General features: G+C 52.1%; 15 protein-coding genes. 9 read left to right on the top strand and 6 right to left on the bottom strand.

Translation table 11 applies throughout. The annotated features are described in order from the left end of the window. The first annotated feature begins 1 nt into the window (after nt 1). From gyrB to SIB58_RS14050, 4 genes are read left to right on the top strand one after another with little or no spacing between them, the layout of a single operon-like run. Nucleotides 2–1,969, top strand: a complete 1,968-nt coding sequence (gyrB, locus tag SIB58_RS14065; protein WP_066911326.1) for a DNA topoisomerase (ATP-hydrolyzing) subunit B — start codon at nt 2–4, stop codon at nt 1,967–1,969. Further along, nucleotides 1,969–2,307, top strand: coding sequence for a hypothetical protein (locus SIB58_RS14060; RefSeq protein ID WP_066911322.1), 339 nt, complete (start codon nt 1,969–1,971; stop codon nt 2,305–2,307). Before gyrB ends, SIB58_RS14060 begins: the two co-directional genes overlap by 1 nt. Further along, the gene (locus tag SIB58_RS14055) at nt 2,267–2,701 is read left to right on the top strand and encodes a fluoride efflux transporter FluC (protein WP_066911319.1); all 435 of its coding nucleotides are present in this window, start codon (nt 2,267–2,269) and stop codon (nt 2,699–2,701) included. Before SIB58_RS14060 ends, SIB58_RS14055 begins: the two co-directional genes overlap by 41 nt. After that, complete coding sequence (locus SIB58_RS14050) at nt 2,694–3,098, top strand: fluoride efflux transporter FluC (RefSeq protein ID WP_066911316.1); 405 nt, start codon at nt 2,694–2,696, stop codon at nt 3,096–3,098. Before SIB58_RS14055 ends, SIB58_RS14050 begins: the two co-directional genes overlap by 8 nt. Here SIB58_RS14050 and SIB58_RS14045 read toward each other — a convergent pair. After that, on the bottom strand, nt 3,073–3,552 hold the full coding sequence (locus SIB58_RS14045; RefSeq protein ID WP_066911409.1) for a glutathione peroxidase: 480 nt from the start codon (nt 3,550–3,552) through the stop codon (nt 3,073–3,075). The two genes, SIB58_RS14050 and SIB58_RS14045, sit on opposite strands and share 26 nt — an antisense overlap. Nucleotides 3,553–3,626: 74 nt before the next feature. Here SIB58_RS14045 and mgtE point away from each other — a divergent pair, with 74 nt between their 5' ends. The 3 genes from mgtE to SIB58_RS14030 are packed head-to-tail and all read left to right on the top strand — an operon-like array spanning nt 3,627 to nt 7,980. Further along, entirely contained in the window at nt 3,627–5,096 is a 1,470-nt protein-coding gene (gene mgtE / locus SIB58_RS14040) for a magnesium transporter (RefSeq protein WP_066911313.1), read from the top strand. A 52-nt stretch (nt 5,097–5,148) separates the two neighbouring features. Further along, nucleotides 5,149–6,207: an RpoD/SigA family RNA polymerase sigma factor gene (locus SIB58_RS14035; RefSeq protein ID WP_414494668.1), complete on the top strand. Its 1,059-nt coding sequence runs from the start codon at nt 5,149–5,151 to the stop codon at nt 6,205–6,207. A 51-nt stretch (nt 6,208–6,258) separates the two neighbouring features. Further along, entirely contained in the window at nt 6,259–7,980 is a 1,722-nt protein-coding gene (locus SIB58_RS14030; protein ID WP_067327254.1) for a methyltransferase domain-containing protein, read from the top strand. Here the strand turns inward: SIB58_RS14030 and SIB58_RS14025 are convergent. From SIB58_RS14025 to SIB58_RS14005, 5 genes are all read right to left on the bottom strand, one after another. After that, nucleotides 7,943–8,920: an alpha/beta fold hydrolase gene (locus SIB58_RS14025; RefSeq protein ID WP_066910303.1), complete on the bottom strand. Its 978-nt coding sequence runs from the start codon at nt 8,918–8,920 to the stop codon at nt 7,943–7,945. The two genes, SIB58_RS14030 and SIB58_RS14025, sit on opposite strands and share 38 nt — an antisense overlap. Further along, the gene (locus SIB58_RS14020) at nt 8,895–12,188 is read right to left on the bottom strand and encodes an efflux RND transporter permease subunit (RefSeq protein WP_066910261.1); all 3,294 of its coding nucleotides are present in this window, start codon (nt 12,186–12,188) and stop codon (nt 8,895–8,897) included. The genes SIB58_RS14025 and SIB58_RS14020 overlap by 26 nt, the downstream gene beginning before the upstream one ends. A 7-nt stretch (nt 12,189–12,195) precedes the next feature. Continuing rightward, nucleotides 12,196–13,332 (bottom strand): efflux RND transporter periplasmic adaptor subunit, encoded by a 1,137-nt coding sequence (locus SIB58_RS14015; RefSeq protein ID WP_066910300.1) that lies wholly within the window; start codon nt 13,330–13,332, stop codon nt 12,196–12,198. Between the two features lie 360 nt (nt 13,333–13,692). Next, nucleotides 13,693–13,971, bottom strand: coding sequence for a hypothetical protein (locus SIB58_RS14010; RefSeq protein WP_156486765.1), 279 nt, complete (start codon nt 13,969–13,971; stop codon nt 13,693–13,695). 267 nt (nt 13,972–14,238) lie between these two features. Next, nucleotides 14,239–14,487: a hypothetical protein gene (locus SIB58_RS14005; protein ID WP_066910255.1), complete on the bottom strand. Its 249-nt coding sequence runs from the start codon at nt 14,485–14,487 to the stop codon at nt 14,239–14,241. A 326-nt stretch (nt 14,488–14,813) separates the two neighbouring features. Between SIB58_RS14005 and SIB58_RS14000 the strand changes: the two genes are divergently transcribed. Together SIB58_RS14000 and SIB58_RS13995 are read left to right on the top strand one after the other, a co-directional pair. Continuing rightward, nucleotides 14,814–16,841, top strand: a complete 2,028-nt coding sequence (locus SIB58_RS14000; protein WP_066910252.1) for a CmcI family methyltransferase — start codon at nt 14,814–14,816, stop codon at nt 16,839–16,841. Between the two features lie 575 nt (nt 16,842–17,416). Then, on the top strand, nt 17,417–19,072 hold the full coding sequence (locus SIB58_RS13995) for a tetratricopeptide repeat protein (RefSeq protein WP_067327260.1): 1,656 nt from the start codon (nt 17,417–17,419) through the stop codon (nt 19,070–19,072). The last annotated feature ends 2 nt before the right edge of the window (nt 19,073–19,074 follow it).

Genomic DNA, 19,074 nt, shown 5'->3' with positions numbered 1-19,074 from the left:
CATGAGCGAAGCCGCGAAAGTACAGGCGGCCTATGGCGCCGAACAGATTCAGGTGCTGGAGGGTCTCGAACCCGTCCGTAAGCGTCCTGGGATGTACATCGGCACCACCGGGCCGAGGGGATTGCATCACCTGGTCTATGAGGTGGTGGACAATTCGGTCGATGAGGCTCTGGCTGGCCACTGCACCGAGATTCAGGTCTTGCTGGGCGAGGACGGCTCTGCCTGCATCACTGATAACGGTCGTGGCATTCCCACCGACGTGCACCCCCGCACTGGCAAGAGCGCCCTTGAAACAGTGCTCACCGTGCTGCATGCCGGTGGCAAGTTCGGCGCCGGCGGATACAAGGTTTCAGGAGGCCTGCACGGTGTTGGCGTCTCGGTGGTCAATGCTCTGAGCGAATGGGTGGAGGTCACCGTTCGCCGCCAGGGCAAGCTGCACCGCCAGCGCTTTGAGCGTGGCGCTCCCATCGGCAGTCTTGAGTCTGAAGATCAGCCTTCCTCTGAGAAGGGACTGACCGGCACCAGTGTGCGCTTCAAGCCCGACATTGAAATTTTCACTGTTGGGATCGAGTTCGATTACGCAACACTCTCGGCTCGTCTACGCGAACTCGCCTATCTCAACGGAGGAGTGAAAATTGTCTTCCGCGATGAGCGAGAGACTGCTCGTGATGCCGAAGGCCAACCTCACGAAGAGATTTATTTCTATGAGGGCGGCATCAAGGAGTACGTCGCTTATATGAATGCTGAAAAAGATGCATTGCACCCCGAAATTATTTATGTGAATGCCGAAAAGGATGGTGTTTCGATCGAAGCAGCGATGCAGTGGTGCGTTGATGCTTACTCCGACAGCATTCTTGGATTTGCCAACAACATTCGCACTGTGGATGGTGGTACCCACATCGAAGGTTTGAAGACCGTTCTCACTCGTACACTCAATACCTTTGCGCGCAAGCGAGGCAAACGCAAAGAGGCTGATAGCAATCTTGCCGGTGAGAATATTCGCGAAGGCTTGACGGCAGTGTTGTCGGTCAAGGTGCCAGAGCCTGAATTTGAAGGCCAGACCAAAACCAAGCTGGGCAATACGGAAGTTCGCGGCATTGTCGACAATCTTGTTGGTGAGGCTCTCAGCCAGTACCTGGAATTTAATCCGGGTGTGATCGATATGATTCTCGAGAAGGCCATTCAGGCCTTCAATGCAGCCGAAGCTGCTCGCCGTGCTCGCGAACTGGTGCGGCGTAAAAGTGTCTTGGAAAGTTCAACGTTGCCTGGCAAGCTGGCCGACTGCAGTTCCCGTGATCCTGCTGAATCCGAGATCTACATCGTTGAGGGAGATTCTGCTGGTGGTTCTGCCAAGCAAGGCCGTGATCGTCGTTTCCAGGCAATCCTGCCCTTGAGAGGCAAGATTCTCAATATTGAGAAGACAGATGATGCCAAGATCTATAAAAACACTGAAATTCAGGCTCTGATTACTGCTCTTGGTCTGGGCATTAAAGGTGAAGATTTTGATGCCAAAAATCTGCGTTATCACCGGGTTGTGATCATGACGGATGCTGATGTGGATGGCGCCCATATTCGTACGCTAATTTTGACATTTTTCTATCGATATCAGAAGGAGTTGGTGGAAGGTGGGTATATCTACATTGCATGTCCTCCCTTGTATAAGGTTGAGCGCGGTAAAAAACATTCGTACTGCTACAACGAGCAGCAATTGCAAAAAACGTTGGATGGATTTGGTGAAAAAGCTAATTACAATATTCAACGATTCAAGGGCCTGGGCGAGATGATGCCTCAGCAGCTTTGGGAGACCACAATGGATCCTTCCACTCGCATGATGAAGCGCGTGGAAGTTCAAGATGCATTGGAAGCAGATCGTATCTTCACCATTTTGATGGGCGACAAAGTGGCACCCAGGCGCGAATTTATCGAAACTCATAGTGCTGAGCTCGATATGTCCGCCCTCGACATCTGATGAATCACTCCGCAACGGTGATGCTGCGTTGGAGCTGGTTGCTTGGCGTGTCGTTGTTCGGTCCTGTGGCACTGCCGGCTGGCGGGGCGGAGCGTCGCTTACCCCAGATTCGCCGCCAGCAGGGCAGTGGCCCTCTGCTCAGTGGCAGCGATTGTGTGCTCCACTCCAGTCCGCGGGTAGCTGCTCCTGCTTTGCGGCGACTTGAGATCGGAACACCGTTGCAGTTGTTGCGTCGTTGGCGCAGTGATGACGGCAGTGACTGGATCCAGGTGAAGGTCACTTCTGGACCTGTGCTCAATGACTCTCTGGAGCAGCAGCGAGGTTGGATTCATCACTGAGTTCAGTTCCTATCAGGCCCTGATGGTCGGTCTGGGTGCCATTCCTGGAGCCTGGTTGCGACTGAGGGTGGTCAACCACTTTGAACCGTTGGTTCCGCGCAAGCACTGGGGAACCTTTGTGGTGAATCTCGTGGCGGCATTCGCCCTCGGTCTGGTGCTCGGTCTGGAGCGCACCGGCCGTTGCGTTAATTCCGCAGGCGCTACTTCGCTGATCTTGTTGGTTGGAACGGGGTTTTTTGGAAGTTTGAGCACCTTCTCCACCTTTGCGGTTGAGGTTCTTGACACGTTGCGTGAACGCCGCTGGGGCGAAGCTGTGCTGCTCACCGCTGGCTCGGTGATCGCTGGTCTTCTGGTCGCTGCTGCAGGTTTCAGTCTGGGACACGTTGATGCCTGAACAGTCGCCTTCTCTGGGTACGGAGCTGCAGGAGCTGATGCTTGTTGCGATCGGTGCAGTCCCAGGGGCGTTGTTGCGCTGGCAGTTTGATGTGCTGTTGCAAGACCGAGATGTGCTGGTCAACGTGCTCGGTTCTCTGATCTTGGGCCTGTTGCTGGGCCTGCCATATCGACCCAGGGTTCAGCTGCTGGTTGGGATTGGTTTCTGCGGTTCGTTGACCACGTTCAGCAGCTGGATGGTGAGCAGCGTGGATCTGATCTATTCGGGTAACACACTTGCGGCCTTTGGGCTGATTGGCATGACCCTGGGGCTGGGCCTCGGTGGCGCAGCCCTTGGTTTCTGGATCGGCCGCAGGGTCTATGCCTTGTCGATCAAGCCTTCAGAGCCGCCTCGATAGCACTGCTCAATTCAGCATCCTCGGGTGCAACTCCGCTCTTGTACCGGTTGAGAACGGTACCGTCCTTGCCGACCAGGAATTTTTCGAAGTTCCAGGCCACATCTCCAGCAGGTTCTGTCCGATTGAGCGTGGTGTAAGGCTCCGTGGTGCTGCCTGTGGCATGCACCTTGTCGAACAGTTCGAAGCTGGCGCCGTAGGTGGTTGAGCAGAAGCTTTTGATTTCATCCAGGCTGCCGGGCTCCTGGGCTCCGAAGTCGTTGCAGGGAAATCCCAGAACGCAAAGGCCCTCTGCGCCGTACTTGTCTTGCAGGGCCTGGAGGCCGGCATATTGCTTGGTGAAGCCGCAGCGGCTGGCCACGTTCACGATCAGCAGCACCTTGCCGGCGTAGGCGCCAAGTGATTTTTCGCTGCCGTCTGGTGTGCGCACGGAAACGCTGCTGATGCTGGTAGCCATGGCTTTGGATGAGGATTGGCGCAGACGATAACTGGCTTGCATCGGCATACACTTGAGTGCGCTGGGCTCGGGGCATGGATCAGGCACCGGATTCCAGTGAAAGCCTTGCTTTGAGCGATGTGCCTTCCCATCAGAAGGTCGTGGAAGTGGTCGCTCGCCAGTTGGAGTCCATGCTGAGTGTGGGCAATTACGACGGAGTCAAGATTCTTCTGGCACCGGTCCAGCCCGTGGATGTGGCTGAGGCGATTGGCAGCCTGCCCCGCACGATGCAGGCCCTGGCGTTTCGTTTGCTCGGCAAAGACGAGGCGATCGAGGTTTATGAGTATCTAGAGCCGCCCATTCAGCAGAGCTTGCTGGAGCGCTTGCGCTCCAGTGAGGTGCTGGAGCTGGTGGAGGAGATGTCTCCCGATGATCGGGTACGGCTGTTTGATGAACTGCCTGCCAAGGTGGTGCGTCGTCTGTTGACGGAGCTCAGTCCGGTGGAGCGCCGTGTGACTGCTCAGCTGCTGGGTTACGCCAGCGAAACGGCTGGTCGTCTGATGACGACCGAATACATCGATTTAAAGGAGTTTCAAAGCGCGGCCCAGGCACTCACGATCGTGAGACGCCGCGCCCGCGAGACGGAAACGATTTACAGCCTCTATGTCACGGATGGGCAGCGCCATCTCACTGGGATCCTGTCGCTGCGTGACCTCGTCACAGCAGACCCTGAGGACCGGATTGGCGATGTCATGACCAGGGATGTCGTGAGCGTGAACACCGATACCGATCAGGAGGAAGTTGCCCGTGCCATTCAGCGTTACGACTTTCTGGCTGTGCCGGTCGTGGACCGGGAGCGCCGTCTGGTGGGCATCGTCACCGTGGATGACGTGATCGATGTGATCGAGCAGGAGGCCACCCGCGATCTTTACGCCGCAGGTGCGGTGGAGGCCGGTGATGAGGACGATTATTTCCAGAGCAATCTGTTCACCGTCGCTCGACGCCGGGTTGTTTGGCTGTCGGTGTTGGTTGTGGCCAGCTTTGTCACTTCAGAGGTGATTGCTCTCAATGAAGAGGTGCTCAAGCAGGTCGTGCTTCTTGCGGCGTTCATTCCGCTGTTGGCAGGAACCGGCGGCAATGTCGGTGCCCAGAGTTCCACCGTGGTCATCCGGGGCTTGAGCACGCAGAGCATCACCTCCCTTGGCCAGTTCAGGGCTGTTGCGCGCGAAGCCACAGCAGGGTTGTTGCTGGGCCTGTTGATGATGCTGCTGGTGGTTCCCTTTGCCTGGTGGCGTGGTCAAAGCCCGCTGGTGGGGTTGTCGGTGGGGACCAGTCTGTTGGCCATCACAACCTTGGCGGCGACAGCCGGTGCTGCATTCCCTCTGCTGTTCAACCGTCTGGGCTGGGATCCGGCGCTGATGTCCACGCCGTTCATCACCACCTGCACGGATGTGGTGGGCACTCTCATTTATCTGAAAACCGCTGAGTGGCTGTTGCTGAACATGCCCCAGCTGCTGGCAACCACAGGTATTTCTACCCAATTACTCGTTGCAACCCATTTCTGAGAGGACGTTTACGTTTCTTAGGAGTACGCTTTACACAACTCAATGAAGCGTCATGGCATCTGCTATCGCCGCTGCGCCTGTAGCGACTCCTCTCAAAGCTGTTCCTTCAAAAGCAGCTCCCTCTAAGGCTTCTGTCGGTAAGCCTGTAGCTGTTCGTTCAGCAGGTGCCGACGTTGACCTGGTGCGTTCCTACTTGCGTGACATCGGTCGTGTGCCGCTGCTGAGCCATCAGCAGGAGATCACGCTGGGTCGTCAGGTGCAGGAACTGATGGATCTGGAAGCCCAGGAAGCGGAGCTGAGTGATCAACGCGGCGGAGAGACTGTGCCAGCGGCGGAGCTAGCCAAGGCAGCAGGGCTGAGTGCGGCGCAACTGAAGCGCAAGCTTCAGGCCGGTCGCCGCGCCAAGGAGCGGATGGTGGCGGCGAATCTGCGCCTGGTGGTGAGTGTGGCCAAGAAGTACACCAAGCGGAATATGGAACTGCTGGATCTGATCCAGGAGGGAACGATCGGCCTGGTGCGTGGTGTGGAGAAGTTCGACCCGACCCGTGGCTACAAGTTCAGCACCTATGCGTACTGGTGGATCCGTCAGGGGATCACGCGTGCGATTGCGGAGAAGAGCCGGACGATCCGTTTGCCGATCCACATCACGGAGATGCTGAACAAGCTGAAGAAAGGTCAGCGTGAATTGAGCCAGGAGCTTGGCCGGACGCCATCGGTGACGGAACTGGCTGGATTTGTGGAGCTGCCTGAGGAGGAGGTGAAGGATTTGATGTGCCGTGCGCGTCAGCCTGTGAGCCTGGAGATGAAGGTGGGCGATGGCGATGACACCGAACTGCTGGACCTGCTGGCGGGTGATGGCGAACTGCCGAGTGAGCAGGTGGAAGGCGAGTGCCTGAAGGGAGATCTGCGCGATCTGCTGGGCCAGCTGCCGGAACTGCAGGAGCGTGTGTTGCGGATGCGCTACGGGATGGACGGAGAGGATCCGATGAGCCTCACCGGCATCGGTCGGGTGATCGGAATTAGCCGCGATCGGGTTCGCAACCTGGAGCGAGACGGTCTGGCGGGTTTGCGTCGACTCAGCGATCAGGTTGAGGCGTACGTCGCCTGTTAAAAAGTCCGGTTGATGCGATTCTGGCTTGGCTTGTAAGAGCCAATTGACCGAATGCACAACAGTTACAGCGATGTTAATCAAGACCTGTTAAGCAGAATTCCTCAAACGGCTTCCAGAATTCTGGAAATTGGTTGTGGTGAAGGTTTGCTTGGGTTGGCTTTTAAAGCGCTCAAGCCAGATTCAATTTCTGTTGGAGTTGAAGTTGTTCCGGAAAACGCTCAAATAGCAAGTCAGAGCTTAGATCAAGTCATATGCGGGGATATTGAAGATTTAGATCTAAGCATTCCATTGATTAATGGAAAAAAGTATGATTGTATTATTTATGATGCTGTACTCGAGCATTTAAAAGATCCATGGTCTGTTCTTGTAAGGCACCTGGACCTCCTTGCTGATGAAGGAACAATTCTCGCTTGTATTCCCAATGTTCAGCATTGGAGTGTTCTGGCGGATTTATTGAATGGTAACCGGCCCTTGAGTGATCAAGGTCTGTTCGGCAGAACTTACTTGAGTTGGTTCACGCGCAATACAATTCTGGAACGGTTTCGATCGCTAAATCTTTTCATTTATGAGCTTTACCCCAGAATTTTTGATCTCGATCAATCCAAAGAATTTGTTTCAAAGCTTTTACCTGCTTTGAACAATCTGGAGTTAGACCCCCAAGTCGTCCATGCGGGTATGGCCCCGTTGCAATATGTGGTTACCGCAGGCCGCTTGCCAAAAATTCCGCTGTTTGTAGAGGGCTTCAGTACTCTTCAGCCCACATCAATGGCGGAAGTTCGCCTGGCTCAGCCTCTGCGCTCTCTTTGCAGCTGTCCCGGTGTGCAGGCAACAGTTCATATGAATCAAATGCAGTTACCTTCAAATGCTAGACATGTGAAACGTATTCTGATCTGGCAACGACCAATTTTTCGTTTGCGGCAGTTTGATTTTGACAATATACAAAAATTACTCAAAAGTGATTATATCTTGGTCATTGATTGGGATGATGATCCAGATCATTGGCCAGTTCTTGCTCAAGATAACTATGTTAGTTTTCAAATGGTGCATGCTGTTCAGGTCTCCAAGCCTGAACTGGCTGAAATGATTAAAAAATGGAATCCCAATGTAGCTGTTTTCCCCAATATGATTGAGCGTTTGGCGCCTTTGGCGTCGCCTGGTGTGAAGAGTGCTGGTTCGGGTCTGAGAATGTTTTTTGGAGCCCTTAATCGTGAAAATGATTGGGAACCGCTTATCGAAGATTTGAATAAAGTTTTGCGTTCAGATCATGATTTTTGGAGCGTTTCTGTTGTTCACGACAGGAAATTCTATGATTCGCTTGAACTGCCCGATTCTCGAAAGTCTTTTGTTCCCATTTGCCCTCATTCCAGCTATATAGAAGAGATGTCGCGTTGTGACTTTGCTTTTTTACCCTTGCTGGATAATCGTTTTAATCAGTTTAAATCTGATCTCAAAGCCTTAGAAGCAGCTGCAAATGGCCTGGCGGTCTTGGCAAGCCCTGTGGTCTATCAAGCTTCCGTGCGGCCTGGCATCACAGGTGAATTGTTTAATTCACCTGGTCAAATGGTTGCGCATCTCTCAGCTTGGAGACGAAATCCTGACCTCGTCAAAGAAATGGGTTTCAATGGTCGTAAGTGGGTTGCAGAAGAACGGATGTTTGCCTATCAGGTGGCTGAACGTGAAGCCTGGTACCGCCAACTTGCCGATCGGCAGCAACAGCTCAATCAAGAGTTGCTAGCTAGAGTTCCTCAATTAAAGGCCCCAATATCTTCTTGAGCGCGGCATTCACTCGATCTGGTGCTTCATCGTGAGGACAGTGACCTGCCCCGTCGATGATCTTTAATGATTGAATGCAACTATATGTTTTAGTCCAGCGTTCAGCCTCTGCGAGTGGTTCCCAGGGATCTTTTTCTCCCCAGATCAGATGTACAGGAATAGGCAGGTTTGCCATGAGCTCGGGTGCTAAGTAGTCATCAAACAGATTGATGAAACCTCGGAAAGCTTCCGCTGCTCCAGAGCGTTGCGTTGGCTGGTAGAGAAGCTCAACGAGCTGATCGTCCACGTTGTCGCCACTGGGGTAGGCCTGTCTCAAAACACTTCTGATCACCCTTGGGCGTGCCGCATTGCGGAATAAAGCTGTGCTCAGCCAGCGCTGGCTGACCAGTGTCTTCAAGAGCGGCCTGATCCAGGCCATCCAGGCCGGTTGGGTTGCCAGTTGCTTGTCGTCCATCAGCCGTTGAGCGCAGTCGATCAGCACCACTCCTTTGCATTGCTCTTCAAGCAGCTGTGCGGCCCGTAAGCACACGACTCCGCCAATCGAGTTGCCGACCAAAAGCACCGGACCTTGCACCATGGCCTTGCAGAAGTCGGCAACCTGCTTGCCCCAGAGATCGAAGCTATAGACCAGGGCTTGACTGTGATCTGCTAGGTCAAAAGCAGGTTGTTCGCCTGGCAGCAGTGCCTGAGGTTGGCTGCTGCCGCCAAAGCCGATCAGGTCGAGGGCATACGTAGGGGTTTGCTTCCCCAGCACAGGCAGATTGTGACGCCAGTGATTGCTGCTGGCGCCGAAGCCATGCACCAGGACGACAGCGGGAACAGTGCTGTTCTGTTTGTGCTCTGAAGTGTCTGCATGGCACTGCCAGGCGACCTCAAGGCTGCTGCCGTCGGCTTGTTTCCAGGTCCAGATTGAGTCAGCTGGCACCAGCGATTGATGCATCGTCGCTGCCATCCTGCTGCTTTTGCTTGAACAACCGTGCCTCCAGACCTTTGATCACAACATAAAAAGGTGGCACCACACCCAGAGAGAGTACTGTGGCAACCAATAGGCCACCGAAAATCACAGTTCCCAGCGACTGCTGACTGTGAGAACCGGCTCCATTGGCCACCACCAGTGGAAGAAAACCGGCGAGGGCCGCGATCGCTGTCATCAGGATCGGACGAAGACGCGATTCAGCGGATTCGATGACCGCTTCAACAGCAGACTTGCCCTGTTGAAGTCGCTGTTCGGCGACCTCAACGATCAAAATTCCGTTTTTGGCGGCCAGGCCGATCAGGGTCACAAGCCCAACCTGGGCGTAAATATTGAGATCAATCGAGCGCATACTCAGGAAAGCCAGTGCTCCGAGCATCGCCAGAGGAACCGTCGCCAGGATGATCACTGGGGTCACGTAGCTTTCGTACTGGGCTGAAAGCACGAGGTAAACGAACAGCAGGCCGAGTCCAAAGACCACCAGGCTGGCGTTTCCGGAGGAGAGTTGAAGTGCTGCGAGACCTGTAAAAGCAGAACCGATGTTGGTGAAATTTTCCTGCTTGAAGATCTGCTGCATGGTGTCAAGCGCCTGACCGCTGCTCTTGCCGGCGGCCTCAGAACCCTGAATCAGAATCGATCGGTACAGGTTGTAGTGATTGATCACAGGTGGGGCGCTGCTGAGATCGATGCTGGCGAACTGGGATACCTGAACCAGGTTTCCTTCTCTGTCGTGAACGTAGATATCAAGAATGTCGTCGAAGTTCTTACGCTGATCAGGAGTTCCTTGCACATAGATGTTGCGGACCTGTCCGCTTTCGTAGGTGAGTCCCGAATAGTTGCCACCAGTCACAATTGCGATGGTGTTCATTGCCTCCTGGTAGTCGACGTTGAGTGCACCCATCACATCGCGGTCAATCGACAGACCGACGGCGGGAGAACTTGGATTGAACTGGGTGAAAACGCTGGAGAAATCACCGCTGGTATTGGCTGTCTTGATCAGCTTTCCTGCCATCTCGGAGAACTCGTTGAAACCGAAGGTGCCGTTGCTGAGATCGTTGAACTGGAAATAGAAACCACCCGATGGAGAAAATCCAGGAACTGCCGGTGGCGCGATGGCAATGGCAAGACCGCTGCTCAGCTCGATCAACTGCGCATTCAGACGTTCAATAATCGCGTCGGCACTATCTTTGTCGTTTCTCCGCTCCGAGATAGGTTTGAAACCATAGAAAAACAGACCTTGGTCGGGACTTGAACCGTTGAAGCCAGCCCCGTTGATCACTGATGCGTTTTCAATGTCATCTTCTTTTCGGAGAATTTCAGCAATCTGAATGCCGACCTTTTGGGTCTCGACCAGGGATGCACCGTTCTGCAACTGGAAAATACCCATCCCATACCCCTGGTCTTCTTCAGGAATGAATGCACCCGGGATGGCGTTGAAGGCCAGCAGAGTCAGCACCATGCCGGCCACCAGAACTGCCATCACAAGTTTTCTGGCTTTGATCAACTGTTGAAGAAGATTGGCGTAAGCCTTTTGAAGTCGACCAAATCCAGCATTGAAGCTTGCGAAAATCCTGGACAGATTGGCGCCGGCGAAGCCACCAATCAGCACTCCGGCGACATAGGTCCAGCTCCCGAAGGAATTGGCACTGAATTTGCCGAAGGCCAGCCCGACGATCACTCCGGCGACGATCCAGCCCCAGCCCTTCGGTTGTCTCGGCTGCTCCTTTGGAAGGATCAGACCCGAAAGCATGGGTGAAAATGTGAGGGCATTGAACGCAGAAATTCCGATCGAGAAAGCGATTGTTAAAGCAAATTGCTTGTAGATGATGCCGATACTGCCCGGATAGAAGGCCACGGGAACGAACACGGCCATCAACACCAGGGCTGTTGCCACCAGTGCGCCAAACAGCTCCCCCATGCACTCCATCGCTGCCTGTCGTGGCCGCATTCCCTTCTCGATGTTGCTTGAGACCGCTTCGATTACAACGATGGCGTCGTCCACGACCAAACCGGTGGCAAGCACCAGGCCGAGCAGAGTTAACTGATTGATTGAAAAGCCGAAGACCTTCAGAAAGCCAAAAGCGCCCACCAGCGAAATCGGGATGGCGAGGCTGGGAACGATGGTTGCCCGCCAGTTTTGAAGGAACAGAAACAGAATCACCAGCACCAGGATGATGGCCAGGCCAAGCGCATCGATCACACCATCAACGGAGGCTTCAATGAACTGGCCGATGTCGTAGATCTGATCAACCTTCACGCCCGGAGGAACAGTTGCAGCAAATTTGTTCATCTGTTCAACGACAGCCTTGGAGACGTCCAGGGCATTGCTGGTTGGCGTCTGAAACACGGCCACGGTGAGAGCCGGTTGGCTTTTTTTGTCGGTGGCCTGAATGGTGTAGGTGTTGGTCCCGTAGCGCACCTCTCCGACATCACGGAGCTTGAGAAGATTTCCGGTTTCTGTACGGCTAATGATCAGATTCTCGAACTGTTCAATCGTGATCAGATTGCCGTTGTCCTCAACCAGGATTGGATAGGTGAATGTCTGATCGCCAGAAGCTGGTGGTCCTCCGATGAGTCCGCCGATCGCCACGCTGTTTTGTGCTTTCACCGCTGAAATCACATCCTCGGAAGTCAGCCCGTTGGCGGTCAATTTGTCTGGATCCACAAACAACCAGAAGGCAGGAGTGGCCCCGCCGTAAACGGTCACCGTTGCCACGCCTTCGACTCTGGAAAGGGGGTAATAAAGCTGCTCGTAGATCAGGCCATTGAGATAACTGATATCGAACTGGCCTTCGGTCGAGCCCACCTGGTAAGCCAACAGAATGGATGGGGTGCTCTGCTTCACAGAGACACCTGTGTCAGACACCTGTTTCGGTAGCTGGGGCAGCGCCAGGCTCACCCTGTTCTGAACATTGACTTGGTCGATATCGATGTCTGTTGTTTCATCGAAATAGACACTGATCGAGCTGTTTCCCTCCATGTCGCTGTTGGAGGTGATGTAACTGACCCCGGGCGTGCCGTTGATTTGTTGCTCCAGTGGATTGGTGACGGCCTGCTCGGTCACCTCCGCATTGGCACCGCTGTATCCAGAGCTCACCTGGATCACTGGGTTGGCAATGTTCGGCAGGCTGGCGATCGGAAGCGTAGGGATGCTGATGACACCCACCAGCACGATCAGAATGCTGCAGACCGTTGTTAGGACCGGTCGTTTAATGAACTTGTCTGAGAAGGACATCGCTGGTTCAGTCCTTCGTTGTGGTTGTCTTTGTTGTGGTCGGGGCGCTTCGCTGCGATGAGCTGGCAGGCGCCACTTTCACTGGCATACCGCTGCGCAGTTGACTGGTATTGCTGACCGCCACTCTGTCTGCTCGGTTCAGCCCCGATTGAACGGGGTAGAAATTGTTTTGAAGTTGACCCAGCTTCACCTTGGTCTGCATCACGATTGGTGTTGCGGGGGGGAGCTTTTCCAGTGTTTTCTTTGTTGCTTCTGGAACATTCGCTGAGGCTTTGATCCCCGGCAGGGCTCTGCTCAGCGGAATCAACTTGTAGACGAAAGGTTGTTCCGCTTGCATCATCACCGCCTGAACAGGCACAGCGAGAGTTTGCTTGCTTCCAGTGATGATTGCGCTTTTCACGAATTGTCCGGTCTTCAACTGTCCGGTCAGATTGGGGAACTCCGCTTTCACGAGCATGGTGTTGGGTGCACTGGAATTACTGCTCGTCCCGAAGTAGGGGGAGATGAACACCACCGAACCCTCTCCTTGCACAGGGGGATTTCCCTGTGAGACCACCTTCACGGTCTGGCCGATCGCCACCTCTTCTGCATGAGTGGCTGGGATCTCCATCAAGGTCCATAGGTTTGAGTTATTCACGATGCCGGTGATGTTCTGCCCGGTCTCGATGTAATCGCCGAGCTTCACCCTGTCGAGGTTGCCGATGACTCCGTCGATTGGTGAACGCACAAATTTGTATCCGAGGTTTGCGGCAGCGGTGCGTGCCTGATCGCGAGAGGTGATCGCCTGGGTGGCGTACTGGTCTCGCAGTTCGGCTGAGGTCGCTCCGTTCTGGAAGAGGAATTCGTACCGTTCGGCATTGAGCCTGTCGGTGAGGGCTTGTGCCTTGGCGGCATCCAATGCAGCGCTTTCCTGCACGTTGTCGAGCACGAGAATCGGCTGACCGGCTTTAACTTGCTGACCCTCCTTGGCCAGCACCTGGACCACACGACCCTCCGTCTCAGGCTTCAGAGTCACAGTGGTGGTGGACTCCAGCATGCTGATGGCCTGGATGTTGGGTTCAAAGGTGGCGTCGCTGATCGTTGCCGTCTGCACTGTCAGCATCGATCGCGCAGCTTGCTTGGGCTTGCCACAGCCTGTGACCAGTGCCACGGCGGCAAGAGTGCACAACACGGTTCGCCGCACAGAAACCCACTCGGATAGGTCGGACCTTACCGGTTTTTGCTCAGTCCGCACCGCATCAGAGGGCATGCGTGCACATTTCTGGTAGCCGGTGATCGGTCAGGAAGAAATGGATGATTCTGTTGATCCGATTGGTATGGATCAGCAGACCTGAGCAGAGGTTGTTTTCGGGTTGACCAGAGTGTTTTGCACAGTTTTTCCACAGGGCTGTAGGAGCAGATCTCAGCTGCGGGCCTGGCTTTTGGTTAAGCCAGGGGAAAAGTCGTTAACCCCTTGAGGACAGCTGCGTCAGTCGTTTCTGCGTGTGAACTGTTGCGTGCGTATTCAGGCAAAAGCCAATGCAGTACAGGCTTCTTGCGGTCCGTATGTTTTTGCTTGCAAACGATCGTTGTTTTCACCGCTTCTTTGTTGGCGTGGCCTGGTCGGTGGGTTGACAGCCCATGGCCTGAGTTGCGCGAGACCCCGGATGCGATGTCCGTCCTCGTCAGTGTGGAAAATCAGTGGGCGCCCGCTGGTCATCACGCCAGCGGGTTTTTCTTGAAGAGCATCCCCAGTGATCGATACCGGCTGGTGCAGGCTGCCATTGCAGGATGCTTGTTTCATCAGGGTTGCAACCGTCGGTGGTGCGTCACGATCTCGGCGTTCTGTTCGGTTGCGAGTCCTGCATTCTTTGAAGGATCGATCCAACACCTAGCACATGTTGTGTGTTGCTCTGAAGCGACCCTCCGTAGCCGAGCGGGAGAGTGGAATCAGATGGAGTGCCTTGCTCATCCCCCCTCCTGTGACTTAGGGGTCTTGCTGCGGGTATCGGAAGCATCAACGAAGCAGCAATCAGACGGTGATAAGCGTCACCGCCAGCTTTGATCAAGATTAGCCTGCACAGCGCGTACTGTTGTAGATCGATCCGAGGACCTTCTTGCCATCGTCGAGAGCAGCGTGAGGAATCACCTGGAAGCCGGCAACGTTCTCCAAGGGCGTGAGCTCCCTTCTGTGATGGCCGCGGCCTGCAAGGCCTTGGAGGGTGCCATGAATATCGAGGCGACAGCTCTTGGGGTCGCAGGGCTGGTTGAAGATCTTTCTATCTAATGAAAACTTTCGGGCGACGGATTGAAACGGCACGCCTTATTGATCAATTGATAGGGAGCTGATTCCTTTAATCAAAAACGCTTATAACTCTTGTAAACCTCACTTTGAACACGAACCCCGTTGAACGCCAAGGCCAGAAAAGGGCTGATGATTAATCTAGAATTATTTGTGGGTGGTGACCCGCGCCAGTAGCGATGATGAGTTCAAGGAGCTGATCTCTGAATGGCCCTTTTCTTATTGCCGCAGGATCGATCGGAAGTGGGTTGGAGAAGGGCTGGAGAACGCACGAGAGATGTTCTGCCTACTTTGACTCAGCTATGAATTACCAGTAATATTCTGTTAATTCGATCATTGATGATGTGACAGATTTGATCACAATCCAAGAGCTCTCAGCGGCTGGTCGTCATCAGGAATGTCTACAGGCTTGCCAAAATGCTTTGCAGCTCAAACGAGAAGAAGCTTATCTCTACAAATACGCAGGCAAGTCCTTGCTTGCTTTAGGGCAATTCGAAAAAGCACAGGAATGCCTGGTTAAAGCTCATCAACTCGATGGCAGTGACCTAGAAATAATTAAAGATATTGGCAATATATTCTTGAATGTTGGCAATCAAGGTGCTGCCCATGAATGGTACGAAAAAGCCCTAAAAATCAACAATAACTATGCTCCTGCTATTAATAATATTGCCAACCTCAAGCGGCAGTCAGGTAACACCAAAGAAGCTATCAATCTATTCAAGCGAGCCATACAGGCAGACTCAAAGTTTATCAAGGCATACGTGGGAGCAGCAGCAAGCCTTCTGGCGATAGGTAATCTTGATCAAGCCGAATCATTCGCACAGCAAGCCTTAGCAATCAACGAAAACACCCGAGGACTCAACGAAATCCTCGGTATTATCTTTCAAAATAGAAGCAAGCCCGAACAAGCCGTTGAGTGCTATCAAAAGGAATTAGGAATTAATCCCAAAGCTAGCAACTCATTGCTAAATTTAGGGCTTCTGCTGTTAGAGAAGGGACAGGCTGCTGCAGCGGCGGAATCACTCTCAAAGGCATCAGCTCTTGCGCCAAGCGACCAGTGCTCACTTCTTTTAGCGCAGGCCTATCAAAACCTCGGGCAATTCAAAGAATCAATTGTCGAATACAAAAAGCTAGACATCAATAACTCTCAGAATAAGATGATTCCATTCAATCTTGGACTATGCCTACTTCAAACCGGCAACAATAATGATGCCATAGAGGTGCTCAAGATCGCCATTCAGCTTGATGAGACATTTGTTCCCGCATGGGGGAATATGGGGATTGCTCTGATGAACGAAGGACGGCATCAAGAAGCCCTACCTGCAACACAAAAAGTTCTTGCTTTAGCCCCTGATAATCCCGCGGCCCACATGAACCTGGGCCAGATCTACAAAGAACTCGGGCAGCTCGATCAAGCACTTGCAGCAACGCTGAAGTCCCTAGAGCTCAAGCCTGATAACCCCGCGGCCCACATGAACCTGGGCCAGATCTACAAAGAACTCGGGCAGCTCGATCAAGCTTTTTCATCGACCACTGAATCTCTGAGGCTGAGATCAAAAAAGTCGAAAACAACGGCAAATATTTCAACCTTAACAAGTTCACTTGGCCAGAAGTTGACGAGGCAAGATTTTATCCCAACTTTTTTTGATAATGCCGTTATGCGATCCCTCGACGATGACAAGATTTGGGAAAACTTAGATATCCCAAAAATATACGAAGAACTCAACGATTCCAGAGAAAATCGCTTTATAACTTTTGCTGAGAGAACTACAAGAACCAACGGCCTTAGACTACCTAGTGCTTTATCGGTGACAGCCTCACAGGGAACTCATTCTCTGATAAAATGGAAAAATTTTGAGATCTACAAAAGCAGCAACGATTTAGTCATTTATTGGATGCTACTTAATGAGATAAAGCCTGATCTAATCATTGAGTTGGGGTCTGGCTCTGGAGGAAGCGCTATTTGGATGTCGGACATCTGCAAAGCACTCGGGCTGAAAACTGAAATTTATAGTTATGACCTCAATAAGCCTAGGGTTAAGCACGAAAATGTCACATTCATCGAATACGATTTAACCAAGCTAAATCGCTCCAGCTGTAGACTTCCGATGGTCGACAAATACAAGAAAAAGAGAAAAGTAATAATTGAGGATGCGCACATTGACATGAAAAGTGTGCTCTTAGAATTGGACCGCTACTTGTGCGATGGAGACTATCTGATTATAGAAGATAGCGGCATTAAGCAAAATGAAATCCTAGAATTCACCAATTCAAGAAATAAAAAATATCAGGCAGATCAGTTTTACCTCGATTTTTTTGGAACCAATATGGGCTGCTGTATTGACTCTATCTTCAAGATCTTTCCCGATTAATGCGGATCGAAAGAAAAACTACTTTACTTTAATAGTGAACTGACGCCTCATAAACTTTTTCTGCGAAAACTGTTTGAGAATCAGAAGCCAATCTACCGAGCTGATCTCTCTAAATCTGATTCACCAACTTTATGAGAATACCCTCCGGGCTCTATAAATGCATGCAGCCCTAGAAAGGTTTTATTCACTTGTTCTTTTCTGTTGGAAGTGCGGAGGGTCAGGGGGGTCCGGAATGTGTTTTTGCAAAGTCTGGCAGTGACGTGCTGACTCTTCCAATCAAAAAAACGCTAATTCCTCCTTTAAGAGCCACCTAAAAGTTGATCTCCATTAGGCACCAAGGCCAGAGAAGAGCTGATGATGATTCAAGTGTTATTTGGATGTGGTGAGCCGCATCAATAGCGATGGTGAGGCCCAGGGGCGGCTCTCTCGAGTTCTGCATTGCTTATTGAAGCCTGATTGATGCGGGTGTAGATTAAAGAAATGCTAGTGATTGCTTGAGTGAAGTTCTGAGCTGGCTTGGGTGATGGCTCTAACCTCCGGTAAAATATTGTCAATACAACCATTGATGACGTGTGATGGATTTAGCGACCATCCAAGAGCTATCAGCCGCTGGTCGTCATCAGGAATGTCTACATGCTTGCCAAAATGCTTTGCAGTTCAATCCAGAGGTGACCTCTGTCTATAAATACGCAGCCAAGTCCTTACTCGCTTTAGGTCAATTCGAAAAAGCACAGCAATGCCTGGTTAAAGCTCATCAACTCGATGGTAGTGATTCTGAAATAATCAAAGATATTGGCAATATATTCTTGAATCTTGGCAATCAGAATGCTGCTCTTGAATGGTACGAAAAAGCTCTAAAAATTAACAGCAACTATGCTCCTGCTGTTAGTAATATTGCCATTATCAAGCGGCAGTCAGGCAACACTCAAGAAGCAATCGATTTATTCAAGCGAGCCATTCAGGCGGATCCAAAGTATATCCAGGCATACGTAGGAGCAGCAGCAAGCTTTCTGGAGATGGGTGATTTTGATCAGGCTGAATTATTCGCACGTCAAGCCCTGGCGATCAACGAAAGTATCCGAGGACTCAACGAAATCTTCGGCATTATCTTTCAAAATAAAAGCAAGCCTGATCAAGCCGTTGAATGCTATCAGAAGGAATTAGGAATCAATCCCAAAGCTAGCAACTCATTGTTCAATTTAGGGCTTTTGATGCTACAGAAGGGGCAGAATGCAGCAGCTGCGGAATCACTTTCAAAGGCATCAGCTCTTGCGCCAAGCGAGCAGTGCTCACTTCTTTTAGCGCAGGCCTATCAAAACCTCGGGCAATTCAAAGAAGCAATTGTTGAATATAAAAAATTAGATATTGATCAATGCAAGAACATGATGATTCCTTTTAGTCTTGGGATCTGCTTGCTCAACATTGGAAATAATATTAATGCAATAGAAGCGTTTCAAATCGCCACTCAGCTTGATGAGTCATTTATTCCCGCATGGGGGAATCTAGGCACTGCTCTTAAAAGAGAAGGTCGCCTAAAGGAAGCAATACAAGCAACACAAAGAGTTCTTGATCTAAGCCCTGATCACCCCCCTGCCTACATGAACCTGGGCGGGATCTACAAAGAACTCGGGCAGCTCGATGAAGCTCTTGCCTCAACGCTGAAGTCCTTAGAGCTCAATCCTGAAAACCCAGATGCCCACAAGAACCTGGGCGGGCTCTACCAAGATCTCGGGCAGCTCGATCAAGCCCTTGCCTCAACGCTGAAGTCCTTAGAGCTCAAGCCTGATAATCCAGATGCCCACAAGAACCTGGGCTGGATCTACAAAGATCTCGGGCAGCTCGATCAAGCCCTTGCCTCAACGCTGAAGTCCTTAGAGCTCAAGCCTGATAATCCAGATGCCCATATGAACCTGGGCGCAATCGACATGGAGCTCGGCCTGTTTGATCAAGCGCTTGTATCAACGCTGAAGTCCCTAGAACTCAAGCCTGACAACCCTGATGCCCACTTGAACCTGGGTGGGATCTACAAGGAGCTCGGTCGATTGGTAGAGGCTGAGAAAAATTCTCGGAAAGCACTATTTTTAAAGCCAGATTTTGCCGAGGCGCATTTACTCTTAGGTGATATTCTATTAAAATGCGGTAAATACGTCGAGGGTCTCAAAGAGAGTCTTGCAGGCGAGGGCGCGATAGTCTTTAATCTAAGAACAGGCCTTTCAGTAAAAGATAGTTAACT

The organism is Synechococcus sp. MIT S9504 (assembly GCF_047497135.1).
Classification (GTDB): domain Bacteria; phylum Cyanobacteriota; class Cyanobacteriia; order PCC-6307; family Cyanobiaceae; genus Synechococcus_C.
This window is presented reverse-complemented; position numbering and strand designations above follow the sequence as displayed.